Consider the following 20683-nt stretch of genomic DNA (forward strand, 5'->3'; position numbering starts at 1 on the left):
GGACGCCGGCCGGCGGGTGGCTCATGACCAGCGACGACACCGGGCAGGGCACGCCAAGCACCGGCGCCGAAGCATAAACCCCCACCCCCGTGAACGAGCCACCCCCCGAGCGGGGATGTGTCCCGAAGGAGACCGGGAGACCGGGAGACGGGGACCGGGTGAGGGCGACGACCGCGCGGCAGGGCGAGCACCACACGGCGAGCGCGGGCGCGCCGCCTCAGCCCACTCCCGCCTCCCGGACGTCCCGCCAGGCCCGGGGGATCGCGTCGGCGATGTCGTGGGCACCGGCCGGCGCGTGACGGGCCGCGAACCGGCCCGCGAGCCCGTGCACGTACGCGCCCGCGCTCGCCGCGTCCAGGGCCGGGAGCCCCGCCGCGAGCAGGGAGCCGGCGAGCCCCGACAGGACGTCCCCGCTGCCGGCGGTGGCGAGCCAGGGCGTGCCGGTCGCGTTGGCCCGTACGGGGCCGCCGTCCGGCCCGGCGACCAGCGTCGTCGAGCCCTTGAGCAGCACGGTCGCCCGGTACCGCCCGGCCAGCTCCCGTACGGCGTCCAGCCGCGCCCCCTCGACCTCGTCCCGGCCCACGCCGAGCAGGGCGGCGGCCTCACCGGCGTGCGGGGTCATCAGGGTGGGTGCCGTGCGCCGGCGCACGTCGCGGGCCGGGGCCAGCCGCAGTCCGTCGGCGTCGACGAGGACGGGGACGTCCAGGGCCAGCACCTGAGCGACGGTACGGGCGTCGTCGCCGGCGCCGGGCCCGACCACCCACGCCTGTACGCGCCCGGCCTTCTTCGGGCCCTGGTCGGAGACGAGGGTCTCGGGGTAGCGGGCGATGACCGCGTCGGCGGCGGGGCCGACGTACCGCACCGCGCCCGCGCCGCCCCGCAGGGCGCCGGAGACGGCGAGGACGGCGGCGCCGGGGTAGCGGGCGGAGCCGGCGGCGATGCCGACGACGCCCCGCCGGTACTTGTCGCTCTCGGCGGCGGGCACCGGCAGCAGCCGGGCCACGTCGGCGTGCTGGAGCGCCTCCAGGAAGGGGCCGGCGGGGAGTTCCAGGCCGATGTCGACGAGCCGGACCGACCCGGCGTGCTCCCGGGCGGGGTCGACGAACAGGGCGGGTTTGTGGGTGCCGAAGGTGACGGTCAGATCGGCGCGGACGGCGGCGCCGCGCACCTGCCCGGTGTCGGCGTCGACGCCGCTCGGCAGGTCGACGGCGACGACGGCGGCCCGGGAGCGGTGGGCGGCCTCGGCGAGCGGCACGGCCTCGGCGCGCAGGCCGCCGGTGCCGCCGATACCGACGATGCCGTCGAGGACGAGGTCGGCGCGCTCGACGAGGGGTACGCCGTCGGCGGCGGGGACGGTGACGCCGCCGGCCCGGCGCAGCGCGGCGAGCCCGCCGGGGTGGGCGCGGCCGGGGGCGAGCAGGACGGCGGTGACGGCGGCACCGCGCCGGGCGAGACGGGCCCCGGCCCAGAGGGCGTCGCCGCCGTTGTCGCCGCTGCCGACGAGCAGGACGACCCGGCTGCCGTAGACCCGGCCGAGGAGCTGGGCGCAGGCGGCGGCGAGACCGGCCGCGGCCCGCTGCATCAGGGCGCCGTCCGGCAGCCGTGCCATCAGGGTCCGCTCGGCGGCCCGGACCGTCTCCACGCTGTACGCAGTACGCATGCCGTGCAGTCTTCCCCGTACGGCGGGAGCGTCACGGACCGCACCGCCGAACGCGTCAGCCCTCCGCGATGACGACGGCCGAGGCCACGCCCGCGTCGTGACTCAGGGACACGTGCCAGGAGGCCACGCCGAGGTCCGCGGCGCGGGCCGCGACGGTCCCGGTGACGCGCAGGCGGGGTCGGCCGCTGTCCTCGACGTACACCTCGGCGTCGGTCCAGAGCAGGCCGGCGGGTGCGCCGAGCGCCTTGGCGAGCGCTTCCTTGGCCGCGAAGCGCGCGGCGAGCGAGGCGACGCCCCGGCGCTCCCCGCCCGGCAGCAGCAACTCGCTCTCCAGGAAGAGCCGCCGCGCGAGGGCGGGCGTCCGCTCCAGCGCGGCCCCGAACCGCTCGACCTCGGCCACATCGATCCCGACCCCGACAATCCCCATGCCAGCACCTTACGACCCCAGACTCACCCGGCTCCGTCCTCCTCCGGCTCGTCCGCGAACAGTTCCTCCGCCCGCCCGACGGTCCCGGCCCGGTCGAGCCAGTCGTCGAGCCGCGTCAGGTCCTCGCACCGGGTGATCCGCTCCCGCTCGGCCTCGGAGACCTCGATCCCCCGCACCTCCAGGACCCGCAACACCCCCGCGGCCTTCCCCTTCGCCCTGCCCTTGGCCTCCCCCTCGGCCCGTCCCTCGTTGTACGCCTCCTCGAAGACCGTCCCCCTGCCCGGGAAGTACGTGACGACCATCTTCTCCAGCTCCCTCCACGTCTCTCGGGCGGCATTCCGCCCGCCGCCTCGTTCGGTATGACGCCGGGCAGCCGACAGGTCGCTCCAGGGGTCGGCCGGGCGGCCACGCCCGCACGCTAAGACCGGCAGGGAGGGCGTTTTCCCGGATGAGGGAGGCGTTCCTGCTTTCGAGTGGCGAGGAAACGTTCAGACCGTCGCCGGGGCGCTATTCCACCGTCACCGACTTGGCCAGGTTGCGGGGTTGGTCGACCTCGTTGCCGCGGGCGGTGGCGAGTTCGCAGGCGAAGACCTGGAGGGGGACCGTGGCCACCAGGGGCTGGAGGAGGGTGGGGGTGGCCGGGACGCGGATCAGGTGGTCGGCGTAGGGGACGACCGCCTCGTCGCCCTCCTCGGCGATGACGATGGTGCGCGCGCCCCGGGCCCGGATCTCCTGGATGTTGGACACGATCTTGTCGTGGAGCACGGAGCGCCCCCGAGGGGACGGGACGACCACGACGACCGGCAGGTCCTCCTCGATCAGCGCGATCGGCCCGTGTTTCAGCTCGCCCGCGGCGAAGCCCTCGGCGTGCATGTACGCCAGTTCCTTGAGCTTCAGGGCGCCTTCGAGGGCGACCGGGTAGCCGACGTGCCGGCCGAGGAAGAGCACCGTGTCGTGGTGGGCGAGGGAGCGCGCCAGTTCCCGTACCGGCTCCATGGTCTCCAGCACCCGTTCCACCGATCCGGTGATCCGCGAGAGGTCGCGGATGACGTCGCGGATCTCGTCCCCGTACTTGGTGCCGCGCGCCTGCCCGAGGTAGAGGGCGACGAGGTAGCAGGCGACGAGCTGGGTGAGGAACGCCTTGGTCGAGGCGACGGCGACCTCGGGCCCGGCGTAGGTGTAGAGCACCGCGTCGGACTCGCGCGGGATGGTGGAGCCGTTGGTGTTGCAGATGGCCAGCACCCGGGAGCCCTGTTCGCGGGCGTGCCGCAGGGCCATGAGGGTGTCCATGGTCTCCCCGGACTGGGAGATGGCGACCACCAGGGTCCGCTGGTCGAGGATGGGATCGCGGTAGCGGAACTCGCTGGCCAGCTCCACCTCGCAGGGGATGCGCGTCCAGTGCTCGATGGCGTACTTGGCGATCAGCCCGGCGTGGAAGGCGGTGCCGCAGGCGACGATGACGACCTTGTCCAGCTCGCGCAGCAGCTCCGGGGGGATGCGCACCTCGTCGAGGGTGAGCGAGCCGGAGCCGTCGACGCGGCCGAGCAGGGTGTCGGCGACCGCCTTGGGCTGCTCGGCGATCTCCTTGAGCATGAAGGAGGCGTAGCCGCCCTTCTCGGCGGCCGAGGCGTCCCAGTCGACGTGGTACGAGCGGACGTCGGCCGGGCGGCCGTCGAACCCGGTGACCTTCACCCCGTCCCGGCGCAACTCGACGACCTGGTCCTGGCCCAGTTCGACGGCGTCCCGGGTGTGCGCGATGAAGGCGGCGACGTCCGAGGCGAGGAAGGACTCCCCGTCGCCGACCCCGACCACGAGCGGCGAGTTGCGGCGGGCGCCGACCACCACGCCGGGCGCGTCCGCGTGCACCGCGACCAGCGTGAACGCGCCCTCCAGCCGCCGGCACACCCGCCGCATCGCCTCGGCGAGGTCGGCGCGGCCGGAGTACTCCTCGGCGAGCAGGTGGGCGACGACCTCGGTGTCGGTCTCGGAGGCGAGGGTGTGGCCGCGTCCCTCCAGCTCGGCGCGGAGGTGCGCGAAGTTCTCGATGATGCCGTTGTGGACGACGGCGACCCGGCCCGCGTTGTCGAGGTGCGGATGGGCGTTGACGTCGGTGGGGGCGCCGTGGGTGGCCCAGCGGGTGTGGCCGATGCCGGTGGTGGCCGCGGGCAGCGGGCGTTCGGCGAGTTCCTTCTCCAGGTTGACGAGTTTCCCGGCGCGTTTGGCGGGGGCGAGGCCGCCGTCCGCGAGCATCGTGACGCCCGCCGAGTCGTAGCCCCGGTACTCCAGGCGTTTGAGTCCGGCCATCACGATGTCGAGCGCCGACCGAGACCCCACATATCCCACAATTCCGCACATGACCGAAAGCCTACGGTCAGCTTCGATCGCCAACCTGTCGTCACGTGCCCGAAATCGGAAATTCCCACCGGGGCACGAACGCCCCGGTGGGAAAAATCGCGGTCGCGGAAACCGAACCGGTCGCGGAAACCGAACCGGTCGCGGGGACCGGTCAGCCGAGCTTGGGGAGCTGCGCGTCCACCAGCTCCGCCGGGAACGGGAAGTCCTCGCCCGTGGCAGCGGAGGCGAAGTTGACGGCGGTGAACGAGGCGAGCGTGGCGCCCTTGCGGATCACGACGATCTTCTGCGGCATCTTGACGTCTTCGTCGGCCTCCACCGTCAGGGTGAGGGCGAGGCCCTCGTCCCCGCCCGCGGGCGCCTCGGTCACGGCGACCTTCCCGACCTTGATCTTCTCGCCGAGCATCGTCGTGGTGAACCCGCCGGCACACTTCTCGGCCGCCGCGGCCAGGTCCTTCAGCGGCTGCTCGGCGCCGCCCTCGTAGGAGGAGAGCGTCACGAACGCCTGGTCCACGGCCATGGAGGCGAGCAGCATCTCCTCGTCGGACAGGTCACCCGAGGGCTTCTCGGGCTCGCGCGTCCACTGCCGCTTCACGGCGGCCGAGGGGTCCGCCTGGGCCACCCCGCTCTGCGCGAAGGCGACCGGCAGGCAGGCGGCGTCGTCGGCCTTCACCTTGTCCTTGGTGGCGTCCTCGTCCGCCGCGATCTTGTCGGTGACCTTGCCGCTCTTGAGGTCCGCCTGGGTCAGCGCGGCCTTCTCCAGCTCGGCGGCGGTGAGCGCCTTGGCCGCGGGGGCGGCCGACGCGGCGGGGTCGGCCTTGGCCTTGCCCTCGTCCTTCTTGCCGTCGTCCGAGGAACCGCCGCAGGCGGTGACCAGCAGGGTCAGGGCGGCGGCGGAGGCCGCGAGGGCGGAACGGCGGACGGCGTGGCTTGTCACGTCGGGCAACTCTTTCTTCCGGACCCGTGGAGGAATCCACAGGCTTCGCGCGCACTTTACGCACAGGACGCTCACAGTTGATCTTGATAAGTCGACCCGGTACCCGACCGTGACAGTGGCGTGATCCACCGCGCCCACCGGCCGGCCGGCGCCGCGCGCGCCGACGTCCCGGCGCCGCCAACTCCGGCCGCCCGGCGCCGTATCCACCGGCCCCGGCACCCCACTCGCACCCCCGCCCGCACCCCTGCCGGCACCCCCGCCCACCCCCTGCCCACACCCCTACCCGCACCCCCACCCGCACCCCCGCCGCCCGAGCGTGACGGAGCCCACCTGCCGCCCCGTTCAAACTCCGTTAACAATGGAATGTGATCTCTCCGGTCTCCTCGCTGCCCCAGAGCGCCCACCGGCCCCGGCCGGAGGCGACTCCCTACGTCGACCTCACCCGCGCCGAGTGGAGCGCGCTGCGCGACAAGACGCCGCTGCCCCTCACCGCCGAGGAGGTCGAGCAACTGCGCGGCCTCGGCGACGTCATCGACCTCGACGAGGTGCGGGACATCTACCTCCCGCTCTCCCGCCTGCTCAACCTCTACGTCGGCGCCACCGACGGCCTGCGCGGCGCGCTCAACACCTTCCTCGGCGAGAAGGGCTCCCAGTCCGGCACCCCCTTCGTCATAGGGGTCGCCGGCTCGGTCGCGGTCGGCAAGTCCACCGTCGCCCGGCTGCTGCGCGCCCTGCTCTCGCGCTGGCCCGAGCACCCGCGCGTGGAGCGGGTCACGACCGACGGCTTCCTGCTGCCGACCCGGGAGCTGGAGGCCCGCGGGCTGATGTCGCGGAAAGGTTTCCCCGAGTCGTACGACCGCCGTGCGCTGACCCGTTTCGTCGCCGACGTCAAGGCCGGCAAGGACGAGGTGACCGCCCCCGTCTACTCCCACCTCATCTACGACATCGTCCCCGGCGAGAAGCTGGTCGTCCGCCGCCCCGACATCCTCATCGTCGAGGGCCTCAACGTGCTCCAGCCCGCCCTGCCCGGCAAGGACGGCCGCACCCGGGTCGGCCTCGCCGACTACTTCGACTTCAGCGTGTACGTCGACGCCCGCACCGAGGACGTCGAGCGCTGGTACCTCAACCGCTTCCGCAAGCTGCGCGAGACCGCGTTCCAGGACCCGTCCTCGTACTTCCGCAAGTACACGCAGGTCTCCGAGGAGGAAGCCCTCGACTACGCCCGCACCACCTGGCGGACCATCAACAAGCCCAACCTGGTGGAGAACGTCGCCCCCACCCGGGGCCGGGCCACGCTGGTCGTGCGCAAGGGACCCGACCACAAGGTCCAGCGGCTGCGGCTGCGCAAGCTGTGACGCCGGGCCTGTTACAAAGGGCCGCATGCTGCACCTGCGCCTGATCGTCCCGGCCGACCGGACCGCCGAGGCCGTCGGCCTGATCGACCGGACGGTCGGCACCGCCCACCTCGTGGTGGTGCCCGGCGCCGCCCGCGACCCCGCCGGCGACCTCGTCCTGTGCGACGTGGCCCGCGAGACCGGCGACGAGCTGATCAGCGGTCTCCAGGAGCTGGGCGTCGACCGCCACGGGGCCATCACGGCCGAGAGCCTCGACCTGTCGCTGTCGCGGCAGGCGGAGCGGGCCGAGCGGGAGGCGCCCGGCGAGGCGGCGGACGCGGTGCTGTGGGAGCAACTGGAGGAGGCGACGCAGGAGGAGTCGACGCTGTCGATCACCTACGTCGCCTTCATCACCCTCGCCACGATGATCGCGGCCTGCGGTGTGGTGCTGGACAACCCGGTGCTGATCGTGGGCGCGATGGCGGTCGGCCCGGAGTTCGGCCCGCTGGCCGGCGTCTGCACGGCGATCGTGCAGCGGGCGCCGCGGCTCGCCCTGCGGTCCGCCCTCGCGCTGGTGCTGGGCTTCGCGGCGGCGATGGCGGTGACGGCGGGCTTCAGCCTCTTCATGGACGCGGTGGGGCTGTTCAGCAAGGCGCGGCTGGAGGGGGCGCGGCCCAACACGAGCTTCGTCTCGGCCCCGGACTGGTTCTCGTTCGTGGTCGCGGTCCTCGCCGGCATCGCGGGCACGCTCTCGCTGACCTCGGCCAAGTCGGGGGCGCTGGTCGGCGTGGCGATCTCCGTGACGACGGTGCCCGCCGCGGCCAACGCGGCCGTCGCCCTCGTCTACGGCGACACCCACCAGGGCTGGCACTCGGCGCAGCAACTGGTGCTCAACCTGTCCGGCATCGTGCTGGCCGGGACGCTGACCCTGCTCACCCAGAAGGCGCTGTGGGCCTGGCGCCGCCCGCGGACCCGGCGACCGGTCCGGCCGCGCGGCCGGCGGGGGTCACGGCCCGCCTGACGCCTCCCCGCCGCCCCGGTCCGTCCCCCCGCCGGCCCGACCGTGACGACGGCCCCGGCCGCCGCACCCGCGGCGGGAAACCCCTCAGCCCAGCGCCGACTTGACGGCGTCGGCGAGCCGGCCGGCGACGGAGCGGGCCTGCTCGATGTCGGACGCCTCGACCATCACGCGGACCAGCGGCTCGGTGCCGGAGGGGCGCAGCAGGACGCGTCCGGTGGTGCCCAGTTCGTGTTCGGCCTCGGTGACGGCGGTGGCCAGCTCGGCGGAGGTGCGGACCCGGGTCCGGTCCACGTCGGGCACGTTGACCAGGACCTGCGGCAGCCGCTCCATGACGGAGGCGAGGTCCTGGAGGGTGCGCCCGGTCTCGGCGACCCGCGCGGCCAGCATCAGGCCGGTCAGGGTGCCGTCGCCGGTGGTGGCGTGGTCGAGGATGATGACGTGGCCGGACTGCTCGCCGCCGAGCGCGTATCCTTCGGCCTTCATCTGCTCCAGGACGTACCGGTCGCCGACCGCGGTCTGCACGAGGTGGATGCCCTCGCGCTCCATGGCCAGCTTGAAGCCCAGGTTGGACATGACGGTGCCGACGACGGTGTCGCGGCGCAGGGCGGAGCGCTCCCGCATCGACACCGCGAGCACGGCGAGGATCTGGTCCCCGTCGACCTCGGCGCCGGTGTGGTCCACGGCCAGGCAGCGGTCGGCGTCGCCGTCGTGGGCGATGCCGAGGTCGGCGCCGTGCTCGACGACGGCCGCTTTGAGCAGGTCGAGGTGGGTGGAGCCGCAGCCGTCGTTGATGTTGAGGCCGTCCGGCACGGCGCCGATGGTGACGACCTCGGCCCCGGCCCGCGCGAACGCCTCGGGCGAGACCCGGGAGGCCGCGCCGTGCGCCTCGTCGAGGACGATCTTCAGCCCGTCGAGCCGGTTGGGCAGGACGCCGACGAGGTGGGCGACGTACTGGTCGAGCCCCTCGTCGTAGTCGCGCACCCGGCCGACGCCGACGCCGGTGGGCCGCTCCCAGGGGGCGCCGGTGCGGTGCTCGGCGTAGACGGACTCGATGCGGTCCTCCAGCTCGTCGGCGAGCTTGTGGCCGCCGCGGGCGAAGAACTTGATGCCGTTGTCGGGCATGGCGTTGTGGCTGGCGGAGAGCATCACGCCGAGGTCGGCACCGAGGGCGCCGGTGAGGTGGGCCACTGCGGGCGTCGGCAGCACGCCGACCCGCAGCACGTCCACGCCGGCGCTGGCCAGCCCCGCCACCACGGCCGCCTCCAGGAACTCGCCCGAGGCCCGCGGGTCCCGCCCGACCACGGCGGTGGGCCGGTGTCCGGCGAAGGTGCCCGCCTCGGCCAGTACGTGCGCCGCGGCGACCGAGAGGCCGAGCGCCAGCTCGGCGGTCAGGTCCGCGTTGGCGACGCCCCGCACGCCGTCCGTGCCGAAGAGTCGTCCCACTTGTCCTCCTGAGGAAACGTCAAGTTCCAAAGCGCTGAGGTACGGCCCGCGCAGACGGCTCCCGGTTCCGGGGCACACGATGACCCTGGCACTGATCCAGCCATCCGGTCACACAAGCCTTTGAACGTCTTGTGCCGTTATACGCCTAGTGGCGGTGAGAAACGAACGCCCCGGCAGCACTGTGGCGTGCCGCCGGGGCGTTCGGAGTACGCGGAGCGAGCCGGACCGGCTCGCGGTGCGCACGAGCAGGCAGCGAGCTTAGCGCTTGCTGTACTGCGGAGCCTTGCGGGCCTTCTTCAGACCGGCCTTCTTCCGCTCGACCGCGCGGTCGTCGCGGCGCAGGAAGCCGGCCTTCTTCAGGGGGCCGCGGTTGTTGTCGACGTCGGCCTCGTTCAGCGCGCGGGCGACGCCCAGGCGCAGGGCACCGGCCTGGCCGGAGACACCGCCGCCGGCGATGCGGGCGACGACGTCGTAACGGTCGTCCAGCTCGAGCACCTTGAAGGGCTCGTTGACCTCCTGCTGGTGCACCTTGTTCGGGAAGTAGTCCTCAAGGGTGCGGCCGTTGATCTTCCACTTGCCGGTGCCCGGGATGATCCGGACACGGGCGATGGCGTTCTTGCGGCGGCCCAGGCCGGCGGCCGGCTGGGGCTCGCCGAAGCGGGAGGCCAGGGACTCCGAGGTGTACTCACCCTCGACGGGGACCTCGGACTCGGTGGTGTAGCTGTCGATGTCGATCTCTTCGAGCGGCTGCTCGGCAGTGGTCTCGGCCACGATGCTCCTCAGATTCTGTTCAGTCTTAGGGGGTGGCCGGACTTACTGCGCGACCTGGGTGATCTCGAACGGCACCGGCTGCTGGGCGCCGTGCGGGTGCTGGTCACCCTTGTAGACCTTCAGCTTCGAGAGCATCTGACGGCCCAGGGAGTTCTTCGGGAGCATGCCCTTGACGGCCTTCTCGATGGCCTTCTCCGGGTTCTTGTCCAGCAGCTCGTCGTAGCGCACCGAGCGCAGACCGCCGGGGTAGCCGGAGTGGCGGTAGGCCAGCTTCTGGGTCCGCTTGTTGCCGGAGAGGTGCACCTTGTCGGCGTTGACGATGACGACGAAGTCACCGGTGTCGACGTGGGGCGCGTAGATCGGCTTGTGCTTGCCACGCAGGAGGGAGGCGGCGGTGGAGGCCAGACGACCCAGGACGACGTCCTGGGCGTCGATGACGTGCCACTGGCGCGTCACATCGCCGGGCTTGGGGCTGTACGTACGCACGGTTCGTAGCCTTCGCTTCTTCAGTGATTGGTCCTGACAAGGTCACCGAAGACGATCAGACAGCCCTGACCGCACTGCGGTGACGCAAACCGCGTGCAGGTCGCTGGTCATCGGTCCCGGTCGACCGGTGTAAGGGCCCCTCACGTGAGAATGAGCAAGCCAATACACATAACGACTGTGCAGAATACCCGGGCCGCGGCAGCGGGGTCAAAACGGGGTCGCCGGCGCACGTACCGCCTCGCGCGCGCCCCCTCCGCGCGCCTGTCCGCCGCCCGGTCCGGAGCCGGCGCGGGCCCGCCCCGCCACCGTCACCGCCAGGACACAGAGCGTGAACGCGTCCTTGAAGGCCCGCCGACCCTCCGCCTCCAGCCAGGGCCACGGCACCCCCGGCACCTGCGGCACCAGGGCGATCCAGAACCCGGGCCGCCGCGCCGCCGACCCCGCCGCGGGCAGCCCGGCGAGCAGCGGCACGACCACCACCAGGAGGTAGTGGTCGTACGAGGGCCGGGAGACGAGGAACGCAGAGAGCATCAGCCCCGCCCCGGTCTCCGCGAGCCGCCCGGGTCCCGGATCGGCCCGCCGCCAGCGCAGGTACGCGCAGAGCACCCCGGCCCCGGCGGCCGACAGCGCGGCTCCCTCCGCCAGGGCCGCCGGCACCCCGAGCCGGGGCAGCACGGCCGCCGGGGACGCCTCGTAGAGCCGGACGAAGCCGTCCTCGCCGTGGAGCAGGAAGGGCAGGGTACGGGTGACGAAGCCGGCCGGGTCGGGCATGAGCAGCGCCGCCGCCGCGGAGGCCAGCACGGGCGGCAGCACGGCCGCGGCCAGCGCCCGCGGGCGGCGGGCGAAGACGAACAGCAGGGCCACCGGCGCGAGCAGCGGCTTGACCGCGACGGCCGCCCCGACCACCGCGCCGGCCGCCGTCCACCGGCCCCGGCTCGCCAGCAGCAGGCACAGCGGCAGGGCCACCACCGCCACCACCGTCCAGTTGCCGAGCCGCACCAGGTGCCCGAAGGGCGCGAAGCCCGCCGCCAGCGCGAGGGGACCGAGCGCGGCGAGCCGGCTGCCGAGGGGCACCCGGTGCAGCCGCAGCGCGCAGCCCCAGGCCGCCACCAGCAGGGCCGTCACCGCGCACGGCACCAGCACCCGCAGCACCGCCCCGGGCAGCAGCGCCTCGGGCACGGCGGCCGGCAGCGCGCTCGGCAGGTACAGGAAGTGCGGGTCGTCGTAGGGGGAGCCGCCGGCGAGCCAGGTCCGGGCCGCCCGCACCACGATCGCGTTGTCCATCCCGCCGTCCGGCGCCGCCCGCGCCGCACTCGCCGCGGTCGCTCCGAGCACCGCCGCGGACACCGCCCACAGGTACCGCTCCGCCGGCCGCACCAACCACCCGGAGATGTCGTTTTTGCCCGTCAGCATGGGGGGAACGCTAGGCGCTGCGCGGCCCGCGGAGGCGGAACAGCACGCCTCCCGGCCCGTCTAAGATGCCGCCCATGAGCTTTGGGCAGGGGGGACCTCAGTCACCGTGGGATCCCTGGAAACCGCATTCTCGGCAAGACGAGCCCTGGACCGGCGACGGTGACCGGACACCCGACTGGGCCGCCCTCGCGGAGGCGTCGGAGGCACGCGCCCGACGGCGCCGGATGCTGTTCGTCGGCGCGGGTGCGCTGGCCACCGTGGCGATAGCCGGCGCCGTCGCCGTGGCGGTCGTCTCGGCGAACGGCTCCGACAAGACGCCGGCCGCCTCCTCGCAGGGGCCGACGACGGATCTGCCGAGCCAGTCCGGCGGGCCCTCCTTCGCGCCGACCAGCGCGCCGCCACCGCTGGACCCGAAGGAGTTCATCGCCAGCGCGGCCAAGGACAAGGCGCCGCTCAGCCCGGACCTGCTCTTCCCCGGCACCCAGCTCACCCAGGGCGACGCGGTCTACAAGAAGGGCCCGACGGCCGACACCCGCACCTGCTCCTCGGCCGCCCAGGGCAGCCTGCCGCAGGTCCTGGACGCCAACGGCTGCACCCGCCTGATCCGCGTCACCTACACCCGGGACGACATCGCCGTCACCGTCGGCGTGGCCGTCTTCGACACCGAGGCGCAGGCCGCGAAGGCCAAGGGCGACGCCGACAAGAAGAGCCTCGTGCGCTCGCTGTCCGGCGGCGGCGTGGAGTCCTTCTGCACCGGCGCCGTCTGCCGCTCCACCACCAACGCCTACGGCCGCTACGCCTACTTCACCGTCGGCGGGTTCACCGACGGCGAGAGCGTGACGGAGCAGGCCACCGAGGTCTTCCGGGCCGGCGACGACCTGGCCGAGTTCACCTTCCGCCAGATCCACCGCCGCGGCGAGGCCCAGGCGTCCGCGGCGGCCACCGCCGGCTGACCGCCCCCGAGCCCCGCGGCGCCCCTCCCCCGGCCCTTCCGCGACCCCCGGCGGCGCCGGGCCCGGCGCCCGGTGCGCGGGCCCCGGGCGGCCGGACGGTCACAGACGCTTGGCGCTGCGCAGCGTCTTGGCGTAGTAGCCGTTGCCGTCCAGGCGGGAGACGCCGCCGATGTCGCCGATGGTCGGCCCGTTGACCTCCTCGCGGCTGGAGATGAACAGCAGGTGGCCCTCGGTGTCGTAGCCGACCACCATGCCGACGTGGTCCAGCCGCTCCCCGGTGCGGGCGTCGAGCTTGAAGAAGACGAGGTCGCCGGGTTGGAGCTGGTCGATGGCGGACGGCCGGTCGTCCGGCGTGATCCCGGCCAGCGGCAGCACGTCGACGCCCTCCTTGGAGCGGGCCATGCCGTTGGCGGTGCGCGGCAGGCCGTCGCCGGAGGCGTCCGAGGACATCAGCGGGTAGCGGCCCCGGTAGCCGAGCACCATGCGGATGAAGCCGGAGCAGTCCAGCGACTTGGCGCGCATGGCCTCCGGGACACCGGTCGACCCGTCCCGGAACGTGTACGGGATGCCGAGGTAGTCGTAGAAGTCGGACTGCTCCAGCCGCAGGTCGCCGCCCTCGGCGCCGGTGGTGTTCAGCGGGCCGAAGTTGGCGTCACCGGCGTAGACCAGCCCCTGTTCGTCCTTCTTCGGCGGGGCTCCGGCCACGTACTGGAAGGCCGAGGCGAACAGGTCGTCCTCCTTGCTGTCCTTGTACTCGGCGTACCACTGCGTGAACCACTTCTCCTTCTCGGCGCCCTCCTCCCACGGTTCGGGCATGAGGCGGACCCAGTCCGTCGTGGAGACCTTGGAGGAGGTCGAGGTGGGCTCCGCGAAGGTGCGCGCGGGCCCGGTCAGCGTGGCGATGCGCGCCCCGTCGGTGAGGACGGCCTTGATACGGCCCTCCCCGTCGCGCAGTACCGAGCGCGCGGGGTTCTCCAGCCGGGACCAGCTCTCCCGGCCCTTGTCCTCGGCGCCCGAGGCGGCGTTGCCCTCCAGGACGCCGATGTTCGTGACCTGGGTGACGCCCTTCTCGTCCCGCTTGCGCAGCTCCAGGGTGAGGTAGCCCGACGTCGCGACGAGCGCCAGCACCACGAGGCCGGAGACGGCCGGACGCGACTTCTTCTTCGCTTTCCCTGCCATGGTTCGCTTCTCCTCGGTTCTCAGACGGTGGGCATGATGCCCAGCAGCAGGCCGGCGGCGACGACGATGTAGGCCATGAGGGAGACCGTGCCGGTCGCCAGCAGAGTGGCTCCCTTGGGCTGACGCACCATCTGGTAGGCGACCAGGCCGGGCACGATGAACCCGAGGGTCTGGTTGCCGTACATCAGCGGGAACTCGAGCGAGAGCACGATCATCACCGTGGCCTGGAGCAGGACGCCCAGCAGCACCACCGCGGCGAACAGCCGCTTGCCGTAGAGGATCACCAGCCGCTGCATGACCTTGGTGCCCGCGTAGGTCAGCGCGGTGACGCCCACCATCATGGCCGCGCGCTGGAGGTCCTCGATGAGGGTCAGCGCGATCCAGCCGGGCGTGATCATGCCGCCCGGGGACAGGTTGGTCGTGAGGTAGCACAGGAGCGAGAAGAACAGCCCTATGGCGATGCCGAGGGCGGCCATCTCGGGGGTCAGTGCGGAGGTGGTCAACGCGGTCTCCGGGCGGGTGGGCGGGGTGTTCCGCCGTAGGGGTCGTCGTACGGTTCGTCGTGGGGCGGCCAGGGCTGCCGGGCGGGGGCGTGCTGCTCGTACTCGTGGTGCTCCTCCCGGCCGTCCGCCTGCTCGGACCGGCCCGTCGGCCGGCCCGGGACGCGGAGGACCGGGATCTCCTGGGTCCGCGCGGCCTGGTAGCGCTCCTCGTACGCCGTCGGGTACGAGGCGAACGGGTCCAGGCGCGGCGCCTGGGCCGGTACGGCGGCGGCCGGGCCCGGCGCGGCGGGGCCGGGGTCGTTGCCGATGCCGGGGCCTGGGCCGATGCCGGAGCCTGGGCCGGTACCGGTGTCGGTGTCCGTGTCGTCCGCCGGGAGTTCGGCCAGGTACTCCAGGAGCTCCTCGCCCTGGCCGTGGATGTTGCCGATGGCGACCAGCGAGGAGCCGTCGGACATGCGGCCGAGCAGGGCCGGCATGAAGTCGTCGGCGGACCTGCGCTCGCCGCCGAGGTCGACCGCGCGGTCCCGCCACTGGGCGGGTATGGCGTCGATGGCGCTCTTGGACGGGTGCCCGATGACGAAGACGTTGTCCGGCTCCAGGTCGGGGACGATCTCGCCCATCTGGCCGTTGCGCTCGACGCGGTCCGGGCGGCAGTTGATCACGACGTTGAGGGGGCGGCGGATCGCGCCGAGGTCGAGCAGTTGGTTGATGTTCATCAGCGTCGACTCGGGGTCGTTGGCCGCGAAGACGTTGGCGAAGGCGAGCCGCTTGCCCTCGGGGGCCACGTAACGCTCCACGGAGAGCACGCCCGGGTCCGGCGGCGCGTCGTACATGCCCTGGAGGGCCACCTTCCGCTCGACCCCGAGCAGTTCGGCGACGACCAGGGCGATGGCGACGTTCTCCTTGAAGGTGAACCAACTGAAGCCGCGCAGCTCCTCGTCGGTGACCATCTCGGGGTCGGCGTAGACCAGTCGGCAGTCCCGGGCGTCCGCCTCCTCCTGGAGGATGTGGAAGCGCTCCTTCTCGGCGGTGACGCAGATGCCGTGCTCCGGCATCGACCGGCACAGCGAGCGGGCCACGTCGTCCAGCGTGGGTCCCATCTCGGCGAGGTGGTCCTCCCGGACGTTGCACAGCACGCCGATCGTGGACCGGATCAGCTTGCTCTGGTTGACCTCCTGGAGGGCCGGCATGACGGCCATGCACTCGATGACCAGCGCGTCGGGGCGGTAGGCGGCGGCCCGGCGGACGATACCGATCTGCTCGACGACGTTGGCGATGCCGAACTTGCGGTAGACCGGCTCCTCGGTGGCGTCGGGGTGGATGAAGCGCGCGGCCGTACCGGTCGTCTTGGCGACGGTGATCAGGTCGCCGCCCCGCAGCGCACCGGCGCACAGCCGGGTGATGGACGACTTGCCGCGGATGCCGTTGACCAGGACCCGGGACCGGATGGAGTGCAGGGCGGCGTAGTGCCGGCGCTGCTCCACGATGCCCGCGACGAGCAGGAACAGGCCGCCCGCCAGCAGGACGAAGTAGAGGTAGAGCACGGGGGTTCACCTTCCTCCGGCGCCGAGGCGGGGCTCGGCGGTCCGGCGTGCCTGGTTCTGCCGACGGGCCTGCAACTGCTGGCGGAGCAGTTCGAGGCTGCGGACGACGGCCCCGACCTCGTCCTGGTAGCGGGGGTAGTGCACGGTCTTGAGGTCGCCGTCCGCGAGCTTCTCCGCGCCGACGGCCAGGGCCCGCAGCGGCCGGACGACGACGAGGTACACCCAGCCCAGGCAGACGACGATCGCGGCGAGCCCGAGCATCCCGGCGAGGACGCTGCGGTCCTCGCGCTCGTAGGCGGCGATCTCGAAGTGGGCCGCGTCCTGCCGGCTGACCACGCTCCAGCCGATGTCGGAGGCGGTGCCACCGCCGGAGAACGGCGCCGCGGCGGCCACGGTGACGCCGCCGCCGTCCCGCAGCAGCAGGCCGTTCTCGACGGGGCCCGCGCCGACCTGTTCGTTGCTGGCGCGGACCAGGTCGGTCAGGGCGTCGGGCAGCTTCTCGAAGGCGAGGAAGCCGTCGCCGGCGGCGATGGTCCGCGCCTCGGCGTCCACGACCCGTACCGAGCCGAGGCCGGGCCGGTTCAGCAGGGAGTTGAGGAACTCCACCCGCACCTCGCCGACCAGGGTGGTGCCCTGGTGCTCCGGCACCGGGGCGCCGGCCTGGATCACCGGCTTCTTGCCGCCGTGGCCGGAGACCCGGACCAGCGGGAGGCCCTTCTCGTCGGCCCAGTCGTGCGGGGCCGAACCGGCGCGGGCGACGACCTCGCCGCCGGGGCCGACGACGTACAGGGCCTGGTACCGGGGGTGCTCCTTGAGGGCGTCCGCCAGCAGGGTCCCGGTCCTCGGCCGGTCGTCGGCGTCGATCAGCCGGGAGGTGGAGACCAGGTCGGCCTGGGCCTCGTTGAGGGCCTGGCGGACGCGGTCGGAGATCAGGTCGGTGCGGTCGCGCTGGTCGTTGACGATGGCGGCCGGGACGCTGACCGAACCGTCGGTGCGGTTGAGCAGCAGGCCCACGGGCACGCACCACAGCAGCAGCAGAACGGCGGTGAGCGCGAGCGGCGCCCGCAGCCCGAGGCGCGAGCGGCGGCCGGCGGGGACGGGGTCCTCGCCCCGGCCGGAGACGTCGAGCTGGGTCCGCAGGCGCTCCAGGGCGGCGCCGATCCGGGCGGGCTCGCCCCACCGGGGCACGGCCACGGGCCGGGTCAGGTCGCCGCGGGCGAGCCGGCGCGACTCCAGGAACAGGCGCAGCAGGGGGCGCTGCACGGCCGTCCACAGTACGGCGGCGGCGAACAGTCCGAGCACGACCAGCGCGCCGGCGGCGATCAGCCCGTACAGTTCCCGGCCGGTGTCGGCGGCGCCGTGCTGCTGGACCACGGGGAGCATGGCCACCACCGTGAGGCCGAGGCCCGCGGCGACGCTGTCCTTCTCCTCGGGGTCGGAGGAGGCGAGGGAGGCGTATCCGGCGGAGGCGATCCGGCCGTTGTAGTCGTCGCCCAGCAGAGTCCCGCTGACTCCGGGGTACCCCCGTGCCCCGGGCTCGCGGGCGCTGACGGGGTGCTGCTCGGTGCGGTCGGCCGCCTGGCCGGCGAAACCGGACATCTGCTTCTGCAGGAAGGCGAGTTCCTCGCGCTCCGCGTCGGAGTTCAGGGCCTCGGACTGCTCGAAGCCCGCGGTGGCGAGGACCTCGCCGTCCCGGGCGACCACTGCCATGCTGCGGAACGGGCCGAGGTTGATGGCGGGCACGGAGAGGCTGTTGGAGGCGATCAGCAGTTGCTGGGGCCGGTCCTTCGGGTCCAGGACGGCCATCGTCATCAGCCGGACGTCACCCGTCTCCAGCCGCACCATGCGGGGGGTGAGGGCGTGCTCGCCGACGAGGGTCTCCTTGTCGAGCCAGGCGAGAGGAATCCTTTCTCCTCGTGCGGCGAGCACCTTGCCGCTCTCCAGGTCGATCACCGTGGTGCCGGTCCACTTCTGGTAGGTCCGTCCCAGGTCGGACAGGATGTCCTCCGGTTCCCGGGGCGTTCCGGCGTTCACCGCGGCGGTGGTGCGCTGGAGGTCGGTGACCCGCTCGTCGATCGAGGCGCGCAGCGCGATGGCGCCGTCCTCCGCGAAGTGCTGCTGGGAGGAGAGCACGGCCTGGGGCACCGCGGCGTCGTCGCCGGGACCGAGCACCTTCGCCGTGAGACCGGCGAGGGCGACGATCAGCAGGCACAGCACCGCGATCGGCGGGCGGATGCCGCCCAGCAGCGGCATGTCCGCCCGCCTGCGGCTGCGGCGCCGCCCTTTCCCTCCGGGGTACGCGGCACGACTCGATGTCACCGGTCTTCTTCCTTGGTCGCTGCGGGTGCTCAGCGCGCGGTAGACGCACCACAGATGCGGTCATACGACGCCGTCATGGTGCAAGACTGTTCAAAACACTGATGGTTGTAGACACATCATGAAATCGCCTATGGCGCTGGTCACTCATCCAGCGACAGCGGCTTCAGCCCGTCACCACCGGGAGCACCCCGGTTGTAGAGGAAGCCGCGGGTGCGGTCGGCCGCCAGCCGGTAACGGGCGAGCCGCCCTTCGGAGAGGCCGTCCGGATGGTCGATCCGGTCCTGCACGTCCACGAGGCGGTGGTCCGCGACGGCGCCCTCGGGCACCTCCTCGCCCGGTTCCACCAGGGGCGGGATGTCCACGAGGGTGGTGCGGTAGCGGGCGGCGACGTCCCAGCCGCCTTCCGTGGTCTCCCGGAACTCGAACCAGCCGATCACCCCCTCCTCGGTCAGCCCGGTGGGCGAGGAGTGACGGGCCACCTGGTTGCCGAGGCTGTAGGCCACCCAGGTGCCGTTGACCTTCTGGATCGGCTGGACCACGTGGGCGTGGTGTCCGATCACCAGGTCGACGCCGGTCTCCTCGGTGATCCGCTGGGCCAGGTTGAGCTGCGGCACACTCGGCTCGTTGTAGTGCTCGAGACCCCAGTGGACCGAGGCGATGACGACCTCGGCGCCCGCCTTCCGGGCCCGCCCCTCTTCCCTCTTGATCTTCTCCAGGCTGCTCCGGTTGAACGCCCAGCGCTCCTTCTCGGGCGTCGGGTTGAGGAAGGACTCCCAGGAGTAGGAGAGATGCGCCACCTTGACGCCGTTGACGTCCCGGATGTTGATCTGCTCTGCTTCCTTGGGCGTGCGCGCCGAGCCGGCGTGCCCGAGGCCCGCCTTGTCCATGGCGTCCAGCGTCCGCCGTACGGCCTTCAGCCCGTGGTCGAACGTGTGGTTGGAGGCCGTGGAGCAGGTGTCGTACCCCACGTCCTTCAGGGCCGTCAGGATCTGCGGCGGCACGAGGAACTCCGGGTACCCCTGGAAGGGCCCCTCGGGCTTGCCGACGGGAGTCTCCAGGTGACAGATGGCCAGATCGGCCTTGCTGATGACCGGCTTCACCCCGGCGAGCAGCGGCCCGAAGTCCAGCCCGGCCTGGCCCTCGCCGGTCTCCTCCGCGTCCCGGGCAGCCTGTTCCACCAGCTCGGGGTGGATGAGCACGTCTCCGGCGGCGGCGACGGTGAAGGAACGCCCGCCCGGCTTCGCCTGCGGCTTCGCTTCCTCGGAAGCACAGCCCGCGGCGAGGGCGACTGTCGCCGCGAGGATTACCACCGTCCGACCCGTGCGGAGAGACTTACAGGATGTCACCGCAATATATTCACATGAAACACACGACTCCCTCCGTACTTACGATCACAAGGCAGTCACGCTTTGTCTCCGTTCTCGGTCTGATCGGTGTCATCCTCGCGCTGACCGGCTGTCAGACCGCGCGGGAGCCCTCGGCCCGGGACTCGGTCCCGACCGCCAGGGAACTGGTCGATCTGCGCAGCCGCGTCCTGTCGTACACCCGCGGCCTGCGCCGCGACGGCCCCTACTCCCCGCCGGGCGAGGACGAGCGGCGACGGCTGGCCCGGGGGGTCGGCAGCCTGCTGGACGGCGACGCGCACGAGGCGGAGCGTCTGCTCGGCCCGATCGGGCTCGGTGTCACCCGGCTCACCGACACCGAGTCCGGCCGCCGTTACGACGAGATCGCCGCCACCGGCACGGGTGCGAGCGACCGGTGGGGCCGGCTGTACCTGAGCGCCGACTCCCGCATCCGCTGGAGCGCCCAGGTGCCGCACCCCGTCTCCGACCGGGACACCGAGGCACTCGGGGTACGCCTGCTGGAGGGCACCCCGGGCGGTGCGCTGGTGCTGGCCGGCGCCCACCGGCTGGCCGGGGGCGGCGCGGGCGCCGCCGACGTCGCCCACCGCGAGGACAGCGCCTTCCACGGCATCGTCGTGGAATTGCAGAAGCGCGGCGTGCCCGGCATCCAGCTCCACGGCTTCGCCCGGTCCACCACGGACCGCTACGACGCCGTACTGTCGACCGGCGCCGCGCAGAGCGCGCCCGGGGAGGTCTCCGCGCTCGCGGACCGGATGGAGACGGAGGGGCTGCGCGTCTGCCGGGGCTGGTCGGCACGCTGCCCGCTGGAGGGCACGACCAACGTCCAGAGCCGGGCCGCGAAGCGGCAGCACGCGACCTTCGTCCACCTGGAGCTGGCGCCCCGCGCCCGGGGCGAGGGCCGGGACGCCGACGGCGCCGCGACCGCCGTCGCCGGTCTGCTGAGCACCTGGACGGGCGGCTGAGCGGGCGGCGCGCGC

Annotated in this window: 18 protein-coding genes; 4 read left to right on the top strand and 14 right to left on the bottom strand. The window is 72.9% G+C overall.

Translation table 11 applies throughout. The annotated features are described in order from the left end of the window. Positions 1–217 precede the first annotated feature (217 nt). The 5 genes from J5Y05_RS19500 to J5Y05_RS19520 form a co-directional block, all read right to left on the bottom strand. Positions 218–1660, bottom strand: a complete 1443-nt coding sequence (locus J5Y05_RS19500) for an NAD(P)H-hydrate dehydratase (RefSeq protein ID WP_210874306.1) — start codon at positions 1658–1660, stop codon at positions 218–220. 55 nt (positions 1661–1715) lie between these two features. Beyond that, complete coding sequence (locus J5Y05_RS19505) at positions 1716–2087, bottom strand: holo-ACP synthase (RefSeq protein WP_210874308.1); 372 nt, start codon at positions 2085–2087, stop codon at positions 1716–1718. 23 nt (positions 2088–2110) lie between these two features. Then, positions 2111–2389, bottom strand: coding sequence for a hypothetical protein (locus J5Y05_RS19510; protein ID WP_210874310.1), 279 nt, complete (start codon positions 2387–2389; stop codon positions 2111–2113). Positions 2390–2594: 205 nt separating this feature from the next. Beyond that, positions 2595–4442, bottom strand: coding sequence for a glutamine--fructose-6-phosphate transaminase (isomerizing) (gene glmS / locus J5Y05_RS19515; RefSeq protein WP_210874318.1), 1848 nt, complete (start codon positions 4440–4442; stop codon positions 2595–2597). A 151-nt stretch (positions 4443–4593) separates the two neighbouring features. Then, positions 4594–5376 carry a hypothetical protein gene (locus J5Y05_RS19520; protein WP_210874320.1) on the bottom strand — a complete coding sequence of 261 codons (783 nt, stop codon included), beginning with the start codon at positions 5374–5376 and terminating at the stop codon, positions 4594–4596. Positions 5377–5741: 365 nt separating this feature from the next. On the opposite strand from J5Y05_RS19520, the gene coaA reads away from it, so the two are divergent. Both coaA and J5Y05_RS19530 read left to right on the top strand, forming a co-directional pair. After that, positions 5742–6731 (top strand): type I pantothenate kinase, encoded by a 990-nt coding sequence (gene coaA, locus J5Y05_RS19525; RefSeq protein ID WP_210874322.1) that lies wholly within the window; start codon positions 5742–5744, stop codon positions 6729–6731. A 25-nt stretch (positions 6732–6756) separates the two neighbouring features. Then, entirely contained in the window at positions 6757–7731 is a 975-nt protein-coding gene (locus J5Y05_RS19530; RefSeq protein ID WP_210874324.1) for a DUF389 domain-containing protein, read from the top strand. Between the two features lie 84 nt (positions 7732–7815). On the opposite strand, the gene glmM is transcribed toward J5Y05_RS19530, so the two are convergent. The 4 genes from glmM to J5Y05_RS19550 form a co-directional block, all read right to left on the bottom strand. Beyond that, a complete protein-coding gene (gene glmM / locus J5Y05_RS19535) occupies positions 7816–9174 on the bottom strand; it encodes a phosphoglucosamine mutase (protein ID WP_210874326.1) in 1359 nt (452 codons plus the stop codon). A gap of 258 nt (positions 9175–9432) precedes the next feature. Continuing rightward, positions 9433–9945 (bottom strand): 30S ribosomal protein S9, encoded by a 513-nt coding sequence (rpsI, locus tag J5Y05_RS19540; protein ID WP_030420816.1) that lies wholly within the window; start codon positions 9943–9945, stop codon positions 9433–9435. Positions 9946–9987: 42 nt separating this feature from the next. After that, the gene (gene rplM / locus J5Y05_RS19545; RefSeq protein ID WP_210874328.1) at positions 9988–10431 is read right to left on the bottom strand and encodes a 50S ribosomal protein L13; all 444 of its coding nucleotides are present in this window, start codon (positions 10429–10431) and stop codon (positions 9988–9990) included. Between the two features lie 207 nt (positions 10432–10638). After that, a complete protein-coding gene (locus J5Y05_RS19550) occupies positions 10639–11844 on the bottom strand; it encodes a glycosyltransferase 87 family protein (RefSeq protein WP_210874335.1) in 1206 nt (401 codons plus the stop codon). A gap of 74 nt (positions 11845–11918) precedes the next feature. On the opposite strand from J5Y05_RS19550, the gene J5Y05_RS19555 reads away from it, so the two are divergent. Beyond that, positions 11919–12797 (top strand): hypothetical protein, encoded by an 879-nt coding sequence (locus J5Y05_RS19555; protein ID WP_210874336.1) that lies wholly within the window; start codon positions 11919–11921, stop codon positions 12795–12797. A gap of 99 nt (positions 12798–12896) precedes the next feature. Here the strand turns inward: J5Y05_RS19555 and J5Y05_RS19560 are convergent, their stop codons facing one another. The 5 genes from J5Y05_RS19560 to J5Y05_RS19580 form a co-directional block, all read right to left on the bottom strand. Then, a complete protein-coding gene (locus J5Y05_RS19560; RefSeq protein ID WP_210874337.1) occupies positions 12897–13976 on the bottom strand; it encodes a C40 family peptidase in 1080 nt (359 codons plus the stop codon). Between the two features lie 20 nt (positions 13977–13996). Beyond that, positions 13997–14479 carry a poly-gamma-glutamate biosynthesis protein PgsC/CapC gene (locus tag J5Y05_RS19565; protein WP_210874338.1) on the bottom strand — a complete coding sequence of 161 codons (483 nt, stop codon included), beginning with the start codon at positions 14477–14479 and terminating at the stop codon, positions 13997–13999. Continuing rightward, positions 14476–16023 carry a poly-gamma-glutamate synthase PgsB gene (gene pgsB, locus J5Y05_RS19570; protein WP_210874339.1) on the bottom strand — a complete coding sequence of 516 codons (1548 nt, stop codon included), beginning with the start codon at positions 16021–16023 and terminating at the stop codon, positions 14476–14478. The genes J5Y05_RS19565 and pgsB overlap by 4 nt, the downstream gene beginning before the upstream one ends. A 6-nt stretch (positions 16024–16029) precedes the next feature. Then, complete coding sequence (locus J5Y05_RS19575; protein WP_210874340.1) at positions 16030–18276, bottom strand: HAMP domain-containing protein; 2247 nt, start codon at positions 18274–18276, stop codon at positions 16030–16032. 206 nt (positions 18277–18482) lie between these two features. After that, entirely contained in the window at positions 18483–19652 is a 1170-nt protein-coding gene (locus J5Y05_RS19580) for a CapA family protein (RefSeq protein ID WP_210874341.1), read from the bottom strand. Between the two features lie 50 nt (positions 19653–19702). On the opposite strand from J5Y05_RS19580, the gene J5Y05_RS19585 reads away from it, so the two are divergent. Continuing rightward, a complete protein-coding gene (locus J5Y05_RS19585) occupies positions 19703–20668 on the top strand; it encodes a hypothetical protein (protein WP_247614956.1) in 966 nt (321 codons plus the stop codon). Positions 20669–20683 lie beyond the last annotated feature (15 nt).

It is taken from the genome of Streptomyces tagetis (genome assembly GCF_018069565.1).
GTDB classification, from domain to species: Bacteria; Actinomycetota; Actinomycetes; order Streptomycetales; family Streptomycetaceae; genus Streptomyces; species Streptomyces tagetis.